At 47.3% G+C, this 18,371-nt stretch carries 18 protein-coding genes and 4 pseudogenes; 12 read left to right on the top strand and 10 right to left on the bottom strand.

Annotated elements, in window-relative coordinates:
- From FTU40_RS14395 to FTU40_RS14375, 5 genes are all read left to right on the top strand, one after another.
- Nucleotides 1-606, top strand: a 606-nt coding sequence (locus tag FTU40_RS14395; RefSeq protein WP_117008159.1) for an IS3 family transposase, incomplete at its 5' end; no start/stop codon positions are given.
- 99 nt (nucleotides 607-705) lie between these two features.
- Nucleotides 706-1,509, top strand: coding sequence for an aminoglycoside O-phosphotransferase APH(3'')-Ib (gene aph(3'')-Ib / locus FTU40_RS14390; RefSeq protein ID WP_001082319.1), 804 nt, complete (start codon nucleotides 706-708; stop codon nucleotides 1,507-1,509).
- On the top strand, nucleotides 1,509-2,345 hold the full coding sequence (locus FTU40_RS14385; protein WP_000480968.1) for an aminoglycoside O-phosphotransferase APH(6)-Id: 837 nt from the start codon (nucleotides 1,509-1,511) through the stop codon (nucleotides 2,343-2,345). The genes aph(3'')-Ib and FTU40_RS14385 overlap by 1 nt, the downstream gene beginning before the upstream one ends.
- A gap of 227 nt (nucleotides 2,346-2,572) precedes the next feature.
- The gene (locus tag FTU40_RS14380; RefSeq protein WP_006581702.1) at nucleotides 2,573-2,821 is read left to right on the top strand and encodes a phenol hydroxylase subunit; all 249 of its coding nucleotides are present in this window, start codon (nucleotides 2,573-2,575) and stop codon (nucleotides 2,819-2,821) included.
- Between the two features lie 37 nt (nucleotides 2,822-2,858).
- Entirely contained in the window at nucleotides 2,859-3,344 is a 486-nt protein-coding gene (locus tag FTU40_RS14375; protein ID WP_006581703.1) for a hypothetical protein, read from the top strand.
- A gap of 196 nt (nucleotides 3,345-3,540) precedes the next feature.
- Here FTU40_RS14375 and FTU40_RS14370 read toward each other — a convergent pair.
- Nucleotides 3,541-4,631, bottom strand: a protein-coding gene (locus FTU40_RS14370) for an IS4-like element ISAba1 family transposase (protein WP_085940648.1) whose coding sequence is annotated in 2 segments (ribosomal slippage) — nucleotides 3,541-4,091 and nucleotides 4,091-4,631 — 1,092 coding nt in all. Because the reading frame shifts where the segments join, the coding sequence is not laid out codon by codon here.
- An 89-nt stretch (nucleotides 4,632-4,720) separates the two neighbouring features.
- Between FTU40_RS14370 and sul2 the strand changes: the two genes are divergently transcribed.
- From sul2 to FTU40_RS14355, 3 genes are all read left to right on the top strand, one after another.
- Nucleotides 4,721-5,536: a sulfonamide-resistant dihydropteroate synthase Sul2 gene (gene sul2, locus FTU40_RS14365; protein WP_001043260.1), complete on the top strand. Its 816-nt coding sequence runs from the start codon at nucleotides 4,721-4,723 to the stop codon at nucleotides 5,534-5,536.
- Nucleotides 5,537-5,622: 86 nt separating this feature from the next.
- A complete protein-coding gene (locus FTU40_RS14360; protein ID WP_071830581.1) occupies nucleotides 5,623-5,871 on the top strand; it encodes a phosphoglucosamine mutase in 249 nt (82 codons plus the stop codon).
- Between the two features lie 61 nt (nucleotides 5,872-5,932).
- A complete protein-coding gene (locus FTU40_RS14355; protein ID WP_071830580.1) occupies nucleotides 5,933-6,397 on the top strand; it encodes an ATP-binding protein in 465 nt (154 codons plus the stop codon).
- A 73-nt stretch (nucleotides 6,398-6,470) separates the two neighbouring features.
- Here FTU40_RS14355 and mph read toward each other — a convergent pair whose 3' ends face one another.
- The 7 genes and pseudogenes from mph to FTU40_RS14310 all read right to left on the bottom strand — a co-directional run.
- Nucleotides 6,471-7,358, bottom strand: a complete 888-nt coding sequence (gene mph / locus FTU40_RS14350; protein WP_071830579.1) for an Mph(E)/Mph(G) family macrolide 2'-phosphotransferase — start codon at nucleotides 7,356-7,358, stop codon at nucleotides 6,471-6,473.
- 673 nt (nucleotides 7,359-8,031) lie between these two features.
- Complete coding sequence (locus FTU40_RS14340) at nucleotides 8,032-9,525, bottom strand: IS91-like element ISVsa3 family transposase (RefSeq protein WP_001120888.1); 1,494 nt, start codon at nucleotides 9,523-9,525, stop codon at nucleotides 8,032-8,034.
- Between the two features lie 210 nt (nucleotides 9,526-9,735).
- A complete protein-coding gene (locus tag FTU40_RS14335) occupies nucleotides 9,736-9,960 on the bottom strand; it encodes a hypothetical protein (protein WP_000743213.1) in 225 nt (74 codons plus the stop codon).
- Nucleotides 9,957-10,694 (bottom strand): recombinase family protein, encoded by a 738-nt coding sequence (locus tag FTU40_RS14330; RefSeq protein WP_001366550.1) that lies wholly within the window; start codon nucleotides 10,692-10,694, stop codon nucleotides 9,957-9,959. The genes FTU40_RS14335 and FTU40_RS14330 overlap by 4 nt, the downstream gene beginning before the upstream one ends.
- Nucleotides 10,695-10,842: 148 nt before the next feature.
- Nucleotides 10,843-12,009 carry a tetracycline-inactivating monooxygenase Tet(X3) gene (locus FTU40_RS14325; RefSeq protein WP_024160783.1) on the bottom strand — a complete coding sequence of 389 codons (1,167 nt, stop codon included), beginning with the start codon at nucleotides 12,007-12,009 and terminating at the stop codon, nucleotides 10,843-10,845.
- A gap of 189 nt (nucleotides 12,010-12,198) precedes the next feature.
- Nucleotides 12,199-12,864 carry a tyrosine-type recombinase/integrase gene (locus tag FTU40_RS14320; protein WP_015060916.1) on the bottom strand — a complete coding sequence of 222 codons (666 nt, stop codon included), beginning with the start codon at nucleotides 12,862-12,864 and terminating at the stop codon, nucleotides 12,199-12,201.
- A gap of 284 nt (nucleotides 12,865-13,148) precedes the next feature.
- Nucleotides 13,149-13,718: pseudogene (locus tag FTU40_RS14310) on the bottom strand (transposase); the annotation flags it as partial.
- A 509-nt stretch (nucleotides 13,719-14,227) separates the two neighbouring features.
- On the opposite strand from FTU40_RS14310, the gene FTU40_RS14305 reads away from it, so the two are divergent.
- A complete protein-coding gene (locus tag FTU40_RS14305) occupies nucleotides 14,228-14,467 on the top strand; it encodes a BrxA family protein (RefSeq protein ID WP_001353740.1) in 240 nt (79 codons plus the stop codon).
- A 187-nt stretch (nucleotides 14,468-14,654) separates the two neighbouring features.
- Here FTU40_RS14305 and intI2 read toward each other — a convergent pair.
- Nucleotides 14,655-15,632: pseudogene (gene intI2 / locus FTU40_RS15300) on the bottom strand (class 2 integron integrase IntI2).
- 331 nt (nucleotides 15,633-15,963) lie between these two features.
- Between intI2 and dfrA1 the strand changes: the two are divergent.
- The 3 genes and pseudogenes from dfrA1 (at nucleotide 15,964) to aadA1 (ending at nucleotide 17,949) form a co-directional block, all read left to right on the top strand.
- Nucleotides 15,964-16,437 (top strand): trimethoprim-resistant dihydrofolate reductase DfrA1, encoded by a 474-nt coding sequence (dfrA1, locus tag FTU40_RS14290; protein ID WP_000777554.1) that lies wholly within the window; start codon nucleotides 15,964-15,966, stop codon nucleotides 16,435-16,437.
- A 94-nt stretch (nucleotides 16,438-16,531) separates the two neighbouring features.
- Nucleotides 16,532-17,056 carry a streptothricin N-acetyltransferase Sat2 gene (gene sat2 / locus FTU40_RS14285; RefSeq protein WP_000704156.1) on the top strand — a complete coding sequence of 175 codons (525 nt, stop codon included), beginning with the start codon at nucleotides 16,532-16,534 and terminating at the stop codon, nucleotides 17,054-17,056.
- Nucleotides 17,057-17,113: 57 nt separating this feature from the next.
- Nucleotides 17,114-17,949, top strand: a pseudogene (gene aadA1, locus FTU40_RS14280) (ANT(3'')-Ia family aminoglycoside nucleotidyltransferase AadA1).
- 290 nt (nucleotides 17,950-18,239) lie between these two features.
- Here aadA1 and FTU40_RS14270 read toward each other — a convergent pair.
- Nucleotides 18,240-18,371: pseudogene (locus FTU40_RS14270) on the bottom strand (IS6 family transposase); the annotation flags it as partial.

The following is an 18,371-nucleotide window of genomic DNA, read 5'->3' as shown; positions in this document are numbered from 1 at the left end:
TTAATGAAGAAAATGGGCATTAATGCGTTATATCGTAAACCAAATCTAAGTCAGGCCAATCAAGCTCACCGTAAATATCCATATCTGCTCAAAGGATTGGCTATTCAGCGCAGTAATCAAGTGTGGTCTACGGATATAACGTATATCCCTATGGCAAAAGGCTTTGTTTATTTATGTGCTGTGATTGATTGGCATAGCCGCAAGGTACTTGCGCATAGAGTATCGATTAGTATGGAGGTTACATTTTGCATAGAAACATTAAATGAAGCTATTGAAAAATATGGCCGACCTGAAGTCTTTAATACAGACCAAGGCAGTCAGTTTACCAGTGATGCATTTATTGATGTATTGAAATCAAATGGCATTCAAATCAGTATGGATGGTAAAGGTCGATGGGTTGATAATGTGATGGTTGAACGATTATGGCGGAGCGTTAAATATGAAGAGGTGTATCTCAAAGCCTACAGCAATGTTTTGGATGCGAAGAAGCAATTAAACGCATATTTTGAATTTTATAATTTGAAACGACCTCATTCGAGTCTGGACAAAATGACTCCAGATGAGTTTTACTATGACCAGCTACCACAACAAAATAAGGTAGCTTAACTAGAGCAGAGTATCACTTATAAATAAGCTTTTAGTTGTTCAAACAAGTGGGACCACCTCTCACCTCCGCGCTTCATCAGAAAACTGAAGGAACCTCCATTGAATCGAACTAATATTTTTTTTGGTGAATCGCATTCTGACTGGTTGCCTGTCAGAGGCGGAGAATCTGGTGATTTTGTTTTTCGACGTGGTGACGGGCATGCCTTCGCGAAAATCGCACCTGCTTCCCGCCGCGGTGAGCTCGCTGGAGAGCGTGACCGCCTCATTTGGCTCAAAGGTCGAGGTGTGGCTTGCCCCGAGGTGATCAACTGGCAGGAGGAACAGGAGGGTGCATGCTTGGTGATAACGGCAATTCCGGGAGTACCGGCGGCTGATCTGTCTGGAGCGGATTTGCTCAAAGCGTGGCCGTCAATGGGGCAGCAACTTGGCGCTGTTCACAGCCTATCGGTTGATCAATGTCCGTTTGAGCGCAGGCTGTCGCGAATGTTCGGACGCGCCGTTGATGTGGTGTCCCGCAATGCCGTCAATCCCGACTTCTTACCGGACGAGGACAAGAGTACGCCGCAGCTCGATCTTTTGGCTCGTGTCGAACGAGAGCTACCGGTGCGGCTCGACCAAGAGCGCACCGATATGGTTGTTTGCCATGGTGATCCCTGCATGCCGAACTTCATGGTGGACCCTAAAACTCTTCAATGCACGGGTCTGATCGACCTTGGGCGGCTCGGAACAGCAGATCGCTATGCCGATTTGGCACTCATGATTGCTAACGCCGAAGAGAACTGGGCAGCGCCAGATGAAGCAGAGCGCGCCTTCGCTGTCCTATTCAATGTATTGGGGATCGAAGCCCCCGACCGCGAACGCCTTGCCTTCTATCTGCGATTGGACCCTCTGACTTGGGGTTGATGTTCATGCCGCCTGTTTTTCCTGCTCATTGGCACGTTTCGCAACCTGTTCTCATTGCGGACACCTTTTCCAGCCTCGTTTGGAAAGTTTCATTGCCAGACGGGACTCCTGCAATCGTCAAGGGATTGAAACCTATAGAAGACATTGCTGATGAACTGCGCGGGGCCGACTATCTGGTATGGCGCAATGGGAGGGGAGCAGTCCGGTTGCTCGGTCGTGAGAACAATCTGATGTTGCTCGAATATGCCGGGGAGCGAATGCTCTCTCACATCGTTGCCGAGCACGGCGACTACCAGGCGACCGAAATTGCAGCGGAACTAATGGCGAAGCTGTATGCCGCATCTGAGGAACCCCTGCCTTCTGCCCTTCTCCCGATCCGGGATCGCTTTGCAGCTTTGTTTCAGCGGGCGCGCGATGATCAAAACGCAGGTTGTCAAACTGACTACGTCCACGCGGCGATTATAGCCGATCAAATGATGAGCAATGCCTCGGAACTGCGTGGGCTACATGGCGATCTGCATCATGAAAACATCATGTTCTCCAGTCGCGGCTGGCTGGTGATAGATCCCGTCGGTCTGGTCGGTGAAGTGGGCTTTGGCGCCGCCAATATGTTCTACGATCCGGCTGACAGAGACGACCTTTGTCTCGATCCTAGACGCATTGCACAGATGGCGGACGCATTCTCTCGTGCGCTGGACGTCGATCCGCGTCGCCTGCTCGACCAGGCGTACGCTTATGGGTGCCTTTCCGCAGCTTGGAACGCGGATGGAGAAGAGGAGCAACGCGATCTAGCTATCGCGGCCGCGATCAAGCAGGTGCGACAGACGTCATACTAGATATCAAGCGACTTCTCCTATCCCCTGGGAACACATCAATCTTACCGGAGAATATCGTTGGCCAAAGCCTTAGCGTAGGATTTCGCCCTCTCCCGCAAACGACCCCAATTTGATAAAGAACATTGTATGAAATAAAAAAGAGAAAATCATAAATATTTGAAAAATAATAATAAATAAAATTGGCATGCAAGTTGCAATAATCTTATGGAGAATATGAGGATTTTGGTATGCAGCAACTCAATGTAGAACAGCCTCCTTGCTTTATTCATGTTACAGGGACTCAGCGTGACAAATATATCGAATTTGAATTTTCGATAGGTGATCCAGAGTTAGCTGTAGAAATGATTATGCCAGTCAAGGCTTTTGAAGAATTCTGCGCACACCATCAAGTACAGCACCTAAGTACGGATGATTTTGCAAAGATTGAATATGACCGCATGAAGTGGCGATTTGGACAGGCCGGTATTAGAGAATAAAAACTCTAGTCTTTATTAAAAAATCAGGAAGATTTATATGCAAATTGATATTAAAACATCTTCAGTTAAGCCTTTAAGAAATACTTATGCTTATATTGAAAAAAGATTTGGTGATAAACCAGCTTCACGTTATCAAGAAGCGACCTACGATATTCAGGAAGAAATTAATTTTCATTACAAACCTTTATGGCAGCCTGAATTTGATCTTTACGATAAGGGCCGTACTGTAATCCAAATGAAAGATTGGTACGTGCTTAAAGATCCTCGTCAATTTTATTATGGGGCTTATACCCAAACTCGAGCTAAACAACAAGAGATTTTAGAAAGTAATTTTACGCTTGTTGAAAAACACGATTTATTAAGAAATATTTCTGAAGAAATTCTAAACAAAGTAACGAAATTACTACTCCCACTTTATTGTAAACAAGACATTTTTATCTTTTATATTCAATGGCTTATTTTCCTGCTAATTGGTAATACCATGAAAAATACCATGCTCAGAAAAGGCTTAACAATATTTTGAAAAATTGCCTACTGAGCGCTGCCGCACAGCTCCATAGGCCGCTTTCCTGGCTTTGCTTCCAGATGTATGCTCTTCTGCTCCTGCAGCTAATGGATCACCGCAAACAGGTTACTCGCCTGGGGATTCCCTTTCGACCCGAGCATCCGTATGAGACTCATGCTCGATTATTATTATTATACTCTGTACACGACAAATTTCACAGAACCCTTATCCTATCAGGATTCTGCTTTCTTAAAATTGCCAAAATTTCCTTAAACTCTTCTTTTTTCCCAAAACCAATTAAACGCTGAATCGCCATTTGAACATAGTCTAAACCATAGCGAAATAAACTCATTGAGAGTCGTCCATGCTTCTTTATTTTTATCGCTTTTTTTTGATTATGTTGCCATTCACCCGTTAAGTAACACCAACAGAAGCTTATAGCTAACACCGCAATCAATTTTTTCACTCGTCTAGGGTCTGTCAAGCGCGTATTTTCAAGATTAAACCCGCGTCCTTTGAGACAACTGAATAAGGTTTCAATTTCCCAGCGTAATGCATAATCCTGAATAGCATTGGCATTAAACTGAGGAGAAACGACGAGTAAAAGCTCTCCATTTTCTAACTGTAGTGCACTTATATATAGTTTCACCCGACCAACCAAAATCCGTCGTTTACGACATTCAATTTGACCAACTTTAAGATGGCGAAATAAATCACTAATTTTATGATTCTTTCCTAAATGATTGGTGACAATGAAGTTTTTTTAACACGAATGCAGAAGTTGATGTCTTGTTCAATTAACCATGTAAACCACTGCTCACCGATAAACTCTCTGTCTGCGAACACATTCACAATACGGTCTTTACCAAAAATGGCTATAAAGCGTTGAATCAAAGCAATACGCTCTTTCGTATCTGAATTTCCACGTTTATTAAGCAATGTCCAAAGGATAGGTATCGCTATTCCACGATAAACGATTGCGAGCATCAGGATATTAATATTTCGTTTTCCCCATTTCCAATTGGTTCTATCTAAAGTCAGTTGCACTTGGTCGAATGAAAACATATTGAAAATCAACTGAGAAATTTGACGATAATCAAAATACTGACCTGCAAAGAAGCGCTGCATACGTCGATAAAATGATTGTGGTAAACACTTGATGGGCAAGGCTTTAGATGCAGAAGAAAGATTACATGTTTGCTTTAAAATAATCACAAGCATGATGAGCGCAAAGCACTTTAAATGTGACTTGTTCCATTTTAGAGATTTGTTTAAGATAAGATATAACTCATTGAGATGTGTCATAGTATTCGTCGTTAGAAAACAATTATTGTGACATTATTTCAATGAGTTATCTATTTTTGTCGTGTACAGAGATTATTATAGAAGCCCCCATGAATAAATCGCTCATCATTTTCGGCATCGTCAACATAACCTCGGACAGTTTCTCCGATGGAGGCCGGTATCTGGCGCCAGACGCAGCCATTGCGCAGGCGCGTAAGCTGATGGCCGAGGGGGCAGATGTGATCGACCTCGGTCCGGCATCCAGCAATCCCGACGCCGCGCCTGTTTCGTCCGACACAGAAATCGCGCGTATCGCGCCGGTGCTGGACGCGCTCAAGGCAGATGGCATTCCCGTCTCGCTCGACAGTTATCAACCCGCGACGCAAGCCTATGCCTTGTCGCGTGGTGTGGCCTATCTCAATGATATTCGCGGTTTTCCAGACGCTGCGTTCTATCCGCAATTGGCGAAATCATCTGCCAAACTCGTCGTTATGCATTCGGTGCAAGACGGGCAGGCAGATCGGCGCGAGGCACCCGCTGGCGACATCATGGATCACATTGCGGCGTTCTTTGACGCGCGCATCGCGGCGCTGACGGGTGCCGGTATCAAACGCAACCGCCTTGTCCTTGATCCCGGCATGGGGTTTTTTCTGGGGGCTGCTCCCGAAACCTCGCTCTCGGTGCTGGCGCGGTTCGATGAATTGCGGCTGCGCTTCGATTTGCCGGTGCTTCTGTCTGTTTCGCGCAAATCCTTTCTGCGCGCGCTCACAGGCCGTGGTCCGGGGGATGTCGGGGCCGCGACACTCGCTGCAGAGCTTGCCGCCGCCGCAGGTGGAGCTGACTTCATCCGCACACACGAGCCGCGCCCCTTGCGCGACGGGCTGGCGGTATTGGCGGCGCTGAAAGAAACCGCAAGAATTCGTTAACTGCACATTCGGGATATTTCTCTATATTCGCGGTTCAGCAGGCATGTCCCCTTTGAGGGCGACCCGACGACAGGATAATCGACCTTATGGTGCGCAAATATTTCGGCACAGACGGTATTCGTGGCAAAGCCAACGAAGGCGCGATGACGGCGGAAACCGCCTTGCGCGTCGGCATGGCGGCTGGCCGTGTCTTTCGTCGCGGTGACCACCGCCATCGTGTCGTGATCGGCAAGGATACGCGCCTGTCGGGCTATATGCTTGAACCCGCGCTCACAGCCGGTTTCACCTCGATGGGCATGGACGTATTCCTTTTTGGCCCGCTGCCGACAACGTAATAGGAAGAATAAACGCCCTTTTCACCCAAGTCCAAATTAATTTGCCGATTCCATAATCAGGGTGTATTACAATTCCATAGAGTTTTTCAATCCAGGTGGTTTAGCTGATAACTTAACGATTGATCAGCTTCTTCGTGAAGATTACTCGCCATGGGCGCGCAATAAAAGGATATCTGCCACGTTCAAAGAAGCGCATTTTATTGAAAAATATGGGTCAGGCATCAAACGAATCCAAGAAGGCTTCGCATCCTATGGTCTGCGTCCCCCTGTCTTTGAAAATTTCCAGCACGGTTTTCGAGTTATTGTCTCATCAAAGCTACTTTTCGAATCTAATGAGGGAGTAAGTGAGGGAGTAAATCTACTATTTAATCAGATAAGAACTAATCCAGGAAAGCGTGCACCATTTTTAGTAAACGAGCTATTAGTTCCTGTCAAGATAGTAGAGCGGTGGCTCAAAATCTTAAGAGATGATCATAAAATCGAGTTTCGAGGAGCTCCTAAAAGTGGAGGATACTGGCTAAAATAGAAATCAATGATACTCTTAAGTGGCACCAATCGAACTCCTATTTTAGCATTTAAAAAAGTATCCTCACATCATTTTATTGAACAATACCTAAGGCTGCTCTGGCGGCATTGATATGATTATCGTCGTTGCACTCTACCGCAAAAGCGCCATATGCTAATGGAGCTGCAGCAGCCCTCTCTATAGATTGTTCGTAGAGCCTATCCCATATCGTTCCGCCTTGTTTAGCATACTCCGTTATCAAACTCTTCAGGCTATCCTCTCCAAAAACCGATACGTGACCAGAAAAGTCCAGTGCAGGATCACCCATATGCGCAGTAGACCAATCTATGATACCAGAGGTCTTACCTTCCTTCGAGGTTAAGACATGCCCTGCATAGAGATCGCCATGGATGAAACAAGTGAATTCAGGCCACAAAGGGTCATTGTCCAACCATCTACGGTATCTGTTTTCCAACGGCTCGCTGATACCTATCTCAGATTTCACCAAGTGGATACGGTCAGCTATTTCGGTCCTCAATTCACTTGGAGTCATTATTTTCAAGTTGCTCTTTCTCACATCGTCAGCTGTAATACGATGTAATTCGGCCAATGATTTTGCCAGAGACTCCACATAAGCTATGCTATCGCGATCTATGTTCCAAGAAACCTCATGTGTTATCGCATCGAATGTCAGAGCAGGCGCATCCTCCAGTAAAGGGTAGGCTATTAGGCGCTCCGATACAATTTTCCAATCAGGGACATTGATCGACAGGTTTCTTTTGGCTAAATCCAATATTCTACTTTCATTTTCGATTTGTTCAAGCATATCGCTTCTTCGAGGTATACGGAGTACCCAGTTCTCACCGTTTACTTCCTTTACAAAGGCAACTCTAAAGTCGATGCCCATCTCATTGACGCTCATCTCTTCCGAAATTCTCAGCCCATGCTCTAGGGCTAATGTTTGCATATCTTCGATTGTCATTTCTATACTGTTTTCTTTTATTAAATTGGTACCAGTTCCCCCGACAGGACATTCTGAATGTCATATACAGGTGTAACACTTTACCCATATTCTTTTCGTATGGATAACACTTCCCATCAGGGAACAAAAATCTGATACATGAATTAATTGTGAGACAGTAGACCTACTGTCGCATTGAAGCCATCTCGGCGACTATTTGATTAGGAAAACCAAGGCTTTGCCATCATAGCCTTATCATAGAAGTATAACATAGTTGTAAAGATAGAAAATTATTTTTTATTCATCCATGATGTTATTATTTTATAATAACATCATCTAAACATGTCCTGTCGCTCTTTTGTGCTGTGATATTTCATACCTATTAACTGCTTTCGTTTGAATTATACGACGTTCTACTCACAATAGGGCAAGGGTTACTCATTCCGTAGGATGCGGTTCACGTATAGGAAGAATAAACGCCCTTTTCACCCAAGTCCAACAGCTTTGGACCGCAGTTGACTCTTTCGACACCCCTGCGATGCAACCCAATCCGGCTGACGGGGAGCCAGCAACGCTGAAAATTTACCCTCCTCTTTCCCACTAGCGGCTCCTTTTCCGACAACCAGCACGGCGGATCCCTGCCGCGGCGCTGTGAACGCAGCATTTTGATTGGTATCGTTGGCCTTCAGGCTCGTCAGTCAAACAGACCCAGGAGCAGCTCAGCCGGTGGCGCCCGGCTTTCGGGTAACGCCCTGGTCCCGCTGGTTTCGGCTTTGTGCTTCAGGTGATCAAGGATCTGCTTGATCACTATAGGGTCTTCAATGCAGGCGATGACTTTCATGGCGCCGCCGCAGCCGCTGCAGGTCTCGATGTCGATATTGAAAACACGCTTGAGCCGTTGCGCCCATGTCATCGACGCTCGCCGTTGTGCTGGTGTTGCCGGTTCATCAGCCACCCTGACCTTGTTGCCCCTGCCCCGTTTTGCCGGCGTGACCAACGCCCGGTGCCGACTGTTGGGTGCGAACACCCCGTGGAAGCGGGTTAGGTTGACTCTGGGCTTCGGTACCAGGGCGGCCAGCCTTGCAATGAAATCCAATGGTTCGAAAATGACGTGCGTGGTGCCGTCCCGGTACGGCGTCTTGAGCTGGTAGCGCACGTTGCCGCCTCGTGTTAACGACAGCCGCTTCTCGGATACCGCCGGGCGGCTGATGTACCGGCACAGCCGTTCGAGCTTCTTGCGTTCATCGGCCCTGGCCGCCACGCCGGCGTGCAGGCTGGACCCGGCTACCTTGCCAATCCCGTCACCGAACGGATCACCACTGGTCGGCAGAGTTTGCAAAGTGAACACCTTTCGCCCCGCCTGTGAACCGACAGCGATACGGTAAGTGATCGAGTGCCCCAGCAGGGGTGTCATCGGGTCGTCATCCACCGCATCCGAGGCCAGATAGCTGTTTTCGACATCCCGTTCCAGCAGGCCTTGCCGTTCCAGATAGCGACCCACCCGGTGGGCGATGGTGTGCGTCAGCTGGGTGAGCTCTGGGCTGGTCGGCGCCTTGACCCAGCGGAAACGCGCTGAGCCGTGGGATTGCTCGACATACACACCGTCGAGAAACAGCATGTGGAAGTGAACATTCAGATTGAGCGCCGATCCAAAACGCTGGATCAGGGTGACCGCGCCCGTCTTGGCCACTTGGTGGGTATGGCCCGCTTTCTTGACCAGGTGCGTGGCAATGACGCGGTAAACGATGCCCAGCACCCACCCCATGATCTCGGGCCGGCTGGCAAACAGGAAACGCAGCTGAAACGGGAAGCTCAACACCCACTGACGCATGGGTTGTTCAGGCAGTACTTCATCAACCAGCAAGGCGGCACTTTCGGCCATCCGCCGCGCCCCACAGCTCGGGCAGAAACCGCGACGCTTACAGCTGAAAGCGACCAGGTGCTCGGCGTGGCAAGACTCGCAGCGAACCCGTAGAAAGCCATGCTCCAGCCGCCCGCATTGGAGAAATTCTTCAAATTCCCGTTGCACATAGCCCGGCAATTCCTTTCCCTGCTCTGCCATAAGCGCAGCGAATGCCGGGTAATACTCGTCAACGATCTGATAGAGAAGGGTTTGCTCGGGTCGGTGGCTCTGGTAACGACCAGTATCCCGATCCCGGCTGGCCGTCCTGGCCGCCACATGAGGCATGTTCCGCGTCCTTGCAATACTGTGTTTACATACAGTCTATCGCTTAGCGGAAAGTTCTTTTACCCTCAGCCGAAATGCCTGCCGTTGCTAGACATTGCCAGCCAGTGCCCGTCACTCCCACTCGATTGTAAACAAGCACACAAAACCCTTTAGTGACAACAATTTGCAAGAACTATCAGGCTCAGTGCCATGAAAAATACCATGACCAGATCATGAGGTTGAACACGGCTTGCGCCGGCAGCGTTCACGCTCCTGGTCGGCGATCTCGCCCGGCTGCAATGCTAGCTCAGCATCGGTCATGCGCTCCAGCACGTCGCGTAGGCGGATGGTGCAAGGAATGGGCGGCAGCTCGAACTCATAGCCGCCGGCGATCATTTCGGCCGCAATCTCCTCGGTGATGAAAAACGGCTCGTCGTCTTGGTTCGGCTTCTTCATGCCCTTTCCTCCTGGCGCTCATCCTGGCCGACAGCGGCCAGGGCATCGGCTTCCGTCAATGCGTCCTCCACGAACGCGCCGTGCTGCTTCGCTTCGGCCTGGCTGACCTCGGCCCATATCCGTTTCACCTGGGCCGCACTGTACCCGGCCAGCTCGGCGGTCTTGTTGATGCTGTAGCCGGACTTGCGCAGCGCGACAACTTGGGCGCGGCGCTTCGGATCAGCACGGCGGCCCTTGTACCGCCCGGCCTGGCGGGCCAACTCAATGCCTTGGCGCTGGCGTTCGCGCCTGTCCTCGTAGTCGTCGCGGGCCATCTGCAAGGCCAGGCGAAAAAGCATGATCTGCACGGCTTCCAGCACGATCTTGGCGACGCCCTGGGCCTCGGCCGCCAGGTCGGATAGATCGACCACGCCAGGGACGGCCAGGCGTGCGCCTTTGGCCTGTATCGAGGCCACCAGGCGCTCGGCCTCGGGCAAAGGTAGGCGGCTGATGCGGTCGATCTTCTCGGCAATGACCACCTCGCCGGGCTGTAGGTCGCCGATCATGCGCAGCAGCTCAGGCCGGTCGGCGCGTGCGCCGGATGCCTTCTCACGGTAGATGCCGGCGACGTAGTAGCCGGCGGCCTTCGCGGCCGTAGTGATCGCCTCTTGGCGTTCCAAGTCCTGCGCGTCGGTGCTGACGCGCAGATAGACCCGCGCCACCATCGGCGCGGCTACTGGCTTCGTCCTGCGCATACTTGCGGGCTCCTTTGGGCATACTCAAATGCACCCATCTTAAACTGGCAGCTAATGTACAAAAGTTGATAGAAGCACACAAGTTCAATTTTGCACTTCTGCCCCACTATTGCAAAACTGCTTGTTAGTAGCCGTTTTTTCTTACTGTTTATAGATTCAATAATTTTTGAAACGAAAAATTGGGACTAAACATTTCGGTTTCGTTTTCTGTCGATTCGTCCTGCGTATCTTTTGCATAAACAAACATTTGTTGTTCGTAGTTTTCGATGGCATTTTCAATACTTGTAAATTCTCCGTTTGTAAGGTTTTCAGACAATATCAAAGCATCCAATAATCCCGTATTTACACCCTGTCCTGCAAAAGGCGACATCAAATGAGCAGCATCGCCAATCATTGTTATGGGTAATGGACGGTTACTTTTCCAATCATTGTTCAAAGGAAATTTCCTTGTGGGCAAGCATTGAAATGTTGATACCGAACGTATTAATTGTTTGTAAACTTCACTCCATTTGGAAAATCTTTTCAATAAAAAATCGGCAACGCTGTTTCTGTCCTGAAAATCTAAGGGAATTTTATTTTTCCATTCATCGGGCGTTTTAAAACTAATTCCTAAATACAATGCACCATTATTATTGGGATTGGCAAACAATAAAATGCCCTGATGTCCCGCCATTAATCGGTTGCCGTTGCATAGCTGAAAAAATCCGGGACAGTTTATTTCCGGTTGAAGAATATCAGCTTGGATGTTGAAAGTACCGGTTTCTTCAACTTGCGTGTCGGTAACAAAGCTCCTTATTTTCGACATTCCACCATTGGCAAGAATAACCAAATCTGCTGTTTCACTCGGTTTATTCTCAAAAGTTAGTGTCCACTTCTTCTTACCAGGTTCAAGCATAACAAGTTTTCTATCCCAAATAACCGTGTCGTTTTCTAAACTATTCAACAAGATAGCCCTTAAGTCATTTCTGTTTATTTCAGGATTGTCAAATCGATTTTCGGGCTTTACATTTTTTGTGGATAAAATATTGCCTTTTTCATCAGCAATATTTACACCCATTGGTAAGGCTAAGTCATAATAAGTTTGTAACAATCCCGCTTTTTTCATTGCTTCCTGACCTGAACCTTTGTGTAGGTCAAGGGTTCCACCAAAAATTCTTGCCTCTCGGTCGTTGTCTCTTTCGTAAACTGAAACGTCTATGCCGTTTTGCTGTAATAATTTTGCCATAGTCAGTCCAACGGGTCCACCACCAATTATTGCAACGTTCTTATCACTAAGTAAATTCATTTGTTTGTCTGTATCTATTCGCATTGTCATTCAAAAATGGCACATAACAAGTGGCTATACGCCAAATGGCGTATATATCCACTATATCTTATTTTGCTAAACCTTTCATTATCAGTGACAAATCCGTTTTCAACCGTTTACCGTTCGTTTCTACTCTCTCAAAAGGATTTATATTCATAGTGCTTTTTGTTAAGTTTTGCTCAAATATACAAATCCTTTCTATATATCTAACAAATCCATCGGACTTTTTAATTGTTCCATTCCCTTGGTGGTAATATGTGTATAAACCTCAGTTGTTTTACTGCTTGAATGACCTAACAACGATTGAATATAACGTAAACTCGTACCATTCTCAAGCAAATGCGTTGCAAAGCTATGTCGTAAGGTATGTACAGTAACTTCCTTTTGAATCTTTGCTTTTAAAACAGCTGCTTTAAAAATGTTTTGAATACTTCGGCTTGAGTATGCGCCACCTTTTTGACCTTCAAATAAATAATCTTTTGGTTTATATTCCATAAAGTATGTTCTTAAAATAATTAATGTTTTCTCAGATAAAATGGTATAACGATCTCTTTTTCCTTTTGACTGTTCTATACGAATTTGCATGCGCTTGGAGTCAATGTCTTTTATTTTCAGGTTTATACATTCAGAAATGCGCAAACCTGCCGAATAAATAGTCATCAGAATAGCCTTGTGTTTCACGTTTTCAATAGCGCGTAGTACCCGAATGGTTTCTTCTTCACTCATCACAACAGGAAGTGTTTTTTCTTTTTTTGGTCTTTCGATGAAATATGTTTTCCGTTGTCCACCCAAAACACGTTCGTAATAAAACTTAATCGCATTGATTGCCTGGTTTTGATAAGATATTGAAACTTTTCGCTCCATAACCAAATGTCGGAGAAATGATTGTATATGTCCTTCATTCAATCGATCGACGTATAGGAAGAATAAACGCCCTTTTCACCCAAGTCCAACAGCTTTGGACCGCAGTTGACTCTTTCGACACCCCTGCGATGCAACCCAATCCGGCTGACGGGGAGCCAGCAACGCTGAAAATTTACCCTCCTCTTTCCCACTAGCGGCTCCTTTTCCGACAACCAGCACGGCGGATCCCTGCCGCGGCGCTGTGAACGCAGCATTTTGATTGGTATCGTTGGCCTTCAGGCTCGTCAGTCAAACAGACCCAGGAGCAGCTCAGCCGGTGGCGCCCGGCTTTCGGGTAACGCCCTGGTCCCGCTGGTTTCGGCTTTGTGCTTCAGGTGATCAAGGATCTGCTTGATCACTATAGGGTCTTCAATGCAGGCGATGACTTTCATGGCGCCGCCGCAGCCGCTGCAGGTCTCGATGTCGATATTGAAAACACGCTTGAGCCGTTGCGCCCATGTCATCGACGCTCGCCGTTGTGCTGGTGTTGCCGGTTCATCAGCCACCCTGACCTTGTTGCCCCTGCCCCGTTTTGCCGGCGTGACCAACGCCCGGTGCCGACTGTTGGGTGCGAACACCCCGTGGAAGCGGGTTAGGTTGACTCTGGGCTTCGGTACCAGGGCGGCCAGCCTTGCAATGAAATCCAATGGTTCGAAAATGACGTGCGTGGTGCCGTCCCGGTACGGCGTCTTGAGCTGGTAGCGCACGTTGCCGCCTCGTGTTAACGACAGCCGCTTCTCGGATACCGCCGGGCGGCTGATGTACCGGCACAGCCGTTCGAGCTTCTTGCGTTCATCGGCCCTGGCCGCCACGCCTGTGGGCGGACAAAATAGTTGGGAACTGGGAGGGGTGGAAATGGAGTTTTTAAGGATTATTTAGGGAAGAGTGACAAAATAGATGGGAACTGGGTGTAGCGTCGTAAGCTAATACGAAAATTAAAAATGACAAAATAGTTTGGAACTAGATTTCACTTATCTGGTTAACTAATCTAGCTAACCTGCCGCTCAGCTTAGTACGATCCTATATCCAACTGATCATAATCCTTTCATCAGTATCCCAAATTAAATCCCCCTCCTAGACTGCCTCACCAACACTTTACAGTGATCCCGTATTTCCGGACAGGTGATTGATTTTTTTCGCTTGTACAGGTGTTAAGCCACAGTTATCTTGATGTGGACATTATGCATTGTAATAGCCCATTAACATGCGCTAAGAGCATAAATTAATATACAGTAACAAGCATTACGAGGTGCTAATGTTTGGAAAGCAGCCTCTTCCAACTACAATAATAAGTTAACTATCCTCCACCCACAAATAATTACAAATGACCCCTTTCCGCTATAACTCCGATCTCACCAGCGGCTCGCTACAAACCCGAGAGTGTCGCATTATTACTGGCTTGTTACTCCAAGAGCTTGATGAAGCTGCCTGGGATAAAGCCATGTATAAGGAAAATGTGCTTCAGAAACGCACGCAATCTACGGTAAGACGTATTTCTTCAGCGCTTAGAAAACGCCTAGAACACCTAAGCTCTGACTTTTGGGCTTTTGCGTTTTTATGTTAGGCATTGTCTGGCAACTGGAGGAAGTGTAATGACCATGAATGGTCACTGTGATTGACAGTATCTTGCTTAAACTTATCTGAACAATGGTAGAACTGGCTCATATTTATCCCCTCTATGATTGTTTATCTTTTTCACCATAAAAAGTATCAGGGGCTACTCAGGGCTACATAAAGATATTTATCTACTTTTACTGATTGATAAGTAGCATCAGTCCATCCGCAGGACTGGTGGTGCCGGCAAAATGCTGACCCAACACATGCGTATAGATTTGCGTGGTCTTAACATCGTTATGCCCTAAGAGTTCTTGCACAGTGCGAATATCACGCCCCGCTTGTAATAGATGCGTAGCAAACGAGTGACGAAATGTATGACAAGTGACACGCTTGCTAACGATGCCTGCTTTTTGTACGGCTGCCTTCAATGCCTTTCGCGCAACGGAGTCATGCAGATGATGGCGGCATAATTTGCCGTTATACGGGTGGTTGCAGAGCGTGCTGGAGGGAAAGACAAACATCCACGCCGCTTGTCGATAAGCAGAAGGGTATTTGTGATCTAAAGCAAAAGGCAGCGATGGCCCTACGCCTTGTAAGTTGTCGTCTTGCTGAATAAGCCGCGCTTGCTCAATGAGTTATTTTATTGCTGGGATTAGGCGCGTGGGCAGTAGGCTGTTTCTGCTTTTCCCACCCTTACCGTCATGCACAGTGATGCAGCCATTATCAAAATCAAAATCTTTAACCCGCAAACGCAAGCATTCATTAATGCGCAAACCTGCACCATACAGCAGCGTAAAAATAACTTGGTTGCGAGTATCCATAACCTGCAAAATGCGTTGCACTTCATTTGCAGAGATAACAGAGGGTAGCCGTCTAGGCTTGCTTGCAGGGATATAATCAATATCGCCCAACGGCTGTTGTAAAAACCTGTTGTACAAAAAAGCTAGGGCATTTAAAGCGATTTTCTGCGTGTTTATGGCTACATGTCTGCTGTTTGCTAAGCTGGATAAAAACAGCCTGACCTCTTCACTGCCCATGGTCTGAGGATGACGTTTTTTGTGAAACAGAATAAAACGCTTAATCCAGTGCAGGTAAGTTTTTTCAGTTTTCAGCGCATAACCTTTTTGTCGCATATCCGTGCGTATAGAATTTAAAAATGGACTGTTAGACATAAAACGCTCCTTGTCTTGCAACTGTCTGCCTATACAGCCTATTCTAGCTGGGATTTAAAAAAGTGCCTGTTTTTTACGCCTAGAGATGCTTGTTTACCGGTAGAGTTTTAATTTAATGCTAAATAAATTAAAATGTTATGAGTTCTTTGGGTGAGATAATGTGCATCGTGCAAGCAGGATAGACGGCATGCACGATTTGTAATAACAGAGTGTCTTGTATTTTTAAAGAAAGTCTATTTAATACAAGTGATTATATTAATTAACGGTAAGCATCAGCGGGTGACAAAACGAGCATGCTTACTAATAAAATGTTAACCTCTGAGGAAGAATTGTGAAACTATCACTAATGGTAGCTATATCGAAGAATGGAGTTATCGGGAATGGCCCTGATATTCCATGGAGTGCCAAAGGTGAACAGCTCCTGTTTAAAGCTATTACCTATAACCAATGGCTGTTGGTTGGACGCAAGACTTTTGAATCAATGGGAGCATTACCCAACCGAAAGTATGCGGTCGTAACACGTTCAAGTTTTACATCTGACAATGAGAACGTATTGATCTTTCCATCAATTAAAGATGCTTTAACCAACCTAAAGAAAATAACGGATCATGTCATTGTTTCAGGTGGTGGGGAGATATACAAAAGCCTGATCGATCAAGTAGATACACTACATATATCTACAATAGACATCGAGCCGGAAGGTGATGTTTACTTTCCTGAAATCCCCAGCAATTTTAGGCCAGTTTTTACCCAAGACTTCGCCTCTAACATAAATTATAGTTACCAAATCTGGCAAAAGGGTTAACAAGTGGCAGCAACGGATTCGCAAACCTGTCACGCCTTTTGTACCAAAAGCCGCGCCAGGTTTGCGATCCGCTGTGCCAGGCGTTAGGCGTCATATGAAGATTTCGGTGATCCCTGAGCAGGTGGCGGAAACATTGGATGCTGAGAACCATTTCATTGTTCGTGAAGTGTTCGATGTGCACCTATCCGACCAAGGCTTTGAACTATCTACCAGAAGTGTGAGCCCCTACCGGAAGGATTACATCTCGGATGATGACTCTGATGAAGACTCTGCTTGCTATGGCGCATTCATCGACCAAGAGCTTGTCGGGAAGATTGAACTCAACTCAACATGGAACGATCTAGCCTCTATCGAACACATTGTTGTGTCGCACACGCACCGAGGCAAAGGAGTCGCGCACAGTCTCATCGAATTTGCGAAAAAGTGGGCACTAAGCAGACAGCTCCTTGGCATACGATTAGAGACACAAACGAACAATGTACCTGCCTGCAATTTGTACGCAAAATGTGGCTTTACTCTCGGCGGCATTGACCTGTTCACGTATAAAACTAGACCTCAAGTCTCGAACGAAACAGCGATGTACTGGTACTGGTTCTCGGGAGCACAGGATGACGCCTAACAATTCATTCAAGCCGACACCGCTTCGCGGCGCGGCTTAATTCAGGAGTTAAACATCATGAGGGAAGCGGTGATCGCCGAAGTATCGACTCAACTATCAGAGGTAGTTGGCGTCATCGAGCGCCATCTCGAACCGACGTTGCTGGCCGTACATTTGTACGGCTCCGCAGTGGATGGCGGCCTGAAGCCACACAGTGATATTGATTTGCTGGTTACGGTGACCGTAAGGCTTGATGAAACAACGCGGCGAGCTTTGATCAACGACCTTTTGGAAACTTCGGCTTCCCCTGGAGAGAGCGAGATTCTCCGCGCTGTAGAAGTCACCATTGTTGTGCACGACGACATCATTCCGTGGCGTTATCCAGCTAAGCGCGAACTGCAATTTGGAGAATGGCAGCGCAATGACATTCTTGCAGGTATCTTCGAGCCAGCCACGATCGACATTGATCTGGCTATCTTGCTGACAAAAGCAAGAGAACATAGCGTTGCCTTGGTAGGTCCAGCGGCGGAGGAACTCTTTGATCCGGTTCCTGAACAGGATCTATTTGAGGCGCTAAATGAAACCTTAACGCTATGGAACTCGCCGCCCGACTGGGCTGGCGATGAGCGAAATGTAGTGCTTACGTTGTCCCGCATTTGGTACAGCGCAGTAACCGGCAAAATCGCGCCGAAGGATGTCGCTGCCGACTGGGCAATGGAGCGCCTGCCGGCCCAGTATCAGCCCGTCATACTTGAAGCTAGGCAGGCTTATCTTGGACAAGAAGATCGCTTGGCCTCGCGCGCAGATCAGTTGGAAGAATTTGTTCACTACGTGAAAGGCGAGATCACCAAGGTAGTCGGCAAATAATGTCTAACAATTCGTTCAAGCCGACGCCGCTTCGCGGCGCGGCTTAACTCAAGCGTTAGAGAGCTGGGGAAGACTATGCGCGATCTGTTGAAGGTGGTTCTAAGCCTCGTACTTGCGATGGCATCGGGGCAGGCACTTGCTGACCTGCCAATTGTTTTAGTGGATGAAGCTCGTCTTCCCTATGACTACTCCCCATCCAACTACGACATTTCTCCAAGCAACTACGACAACTCCATAAGCAATTACGACAATAGTCCATCAAATTACGACAACTCTGAGAGCAACGGCACTGTTGCAAAGTTAGCGATGAGGCAGCCTTTTGTCTTATTCAAAGGCCTTACGTTTCAAAAACTCTGCTTACCAGGCGCATTTCGCCCAGGGGATCACCATAATAAAATGCTGAGGCCTGGCCTTTGCGTAGTGCACGCATCACCTCAATACCTTTGATGGTGGCGTAAGCCGTCTTCAT

Origin of the sequence: Acinetobacter sp. YH12100, assembly GCF_013419135.1 — a bacterium.
GTDB lineage: Bacteria > Pseudomonadota > Gammaproteobacteria > Pseudomonadales > Moraxellaceae > Acinetobacter > Acinetobacter pseudolwoffii.
Note: the sequence above shows the minus strand (reverse complement) of the source record. Positions and strands in the feature narration are given on the sequence as shown.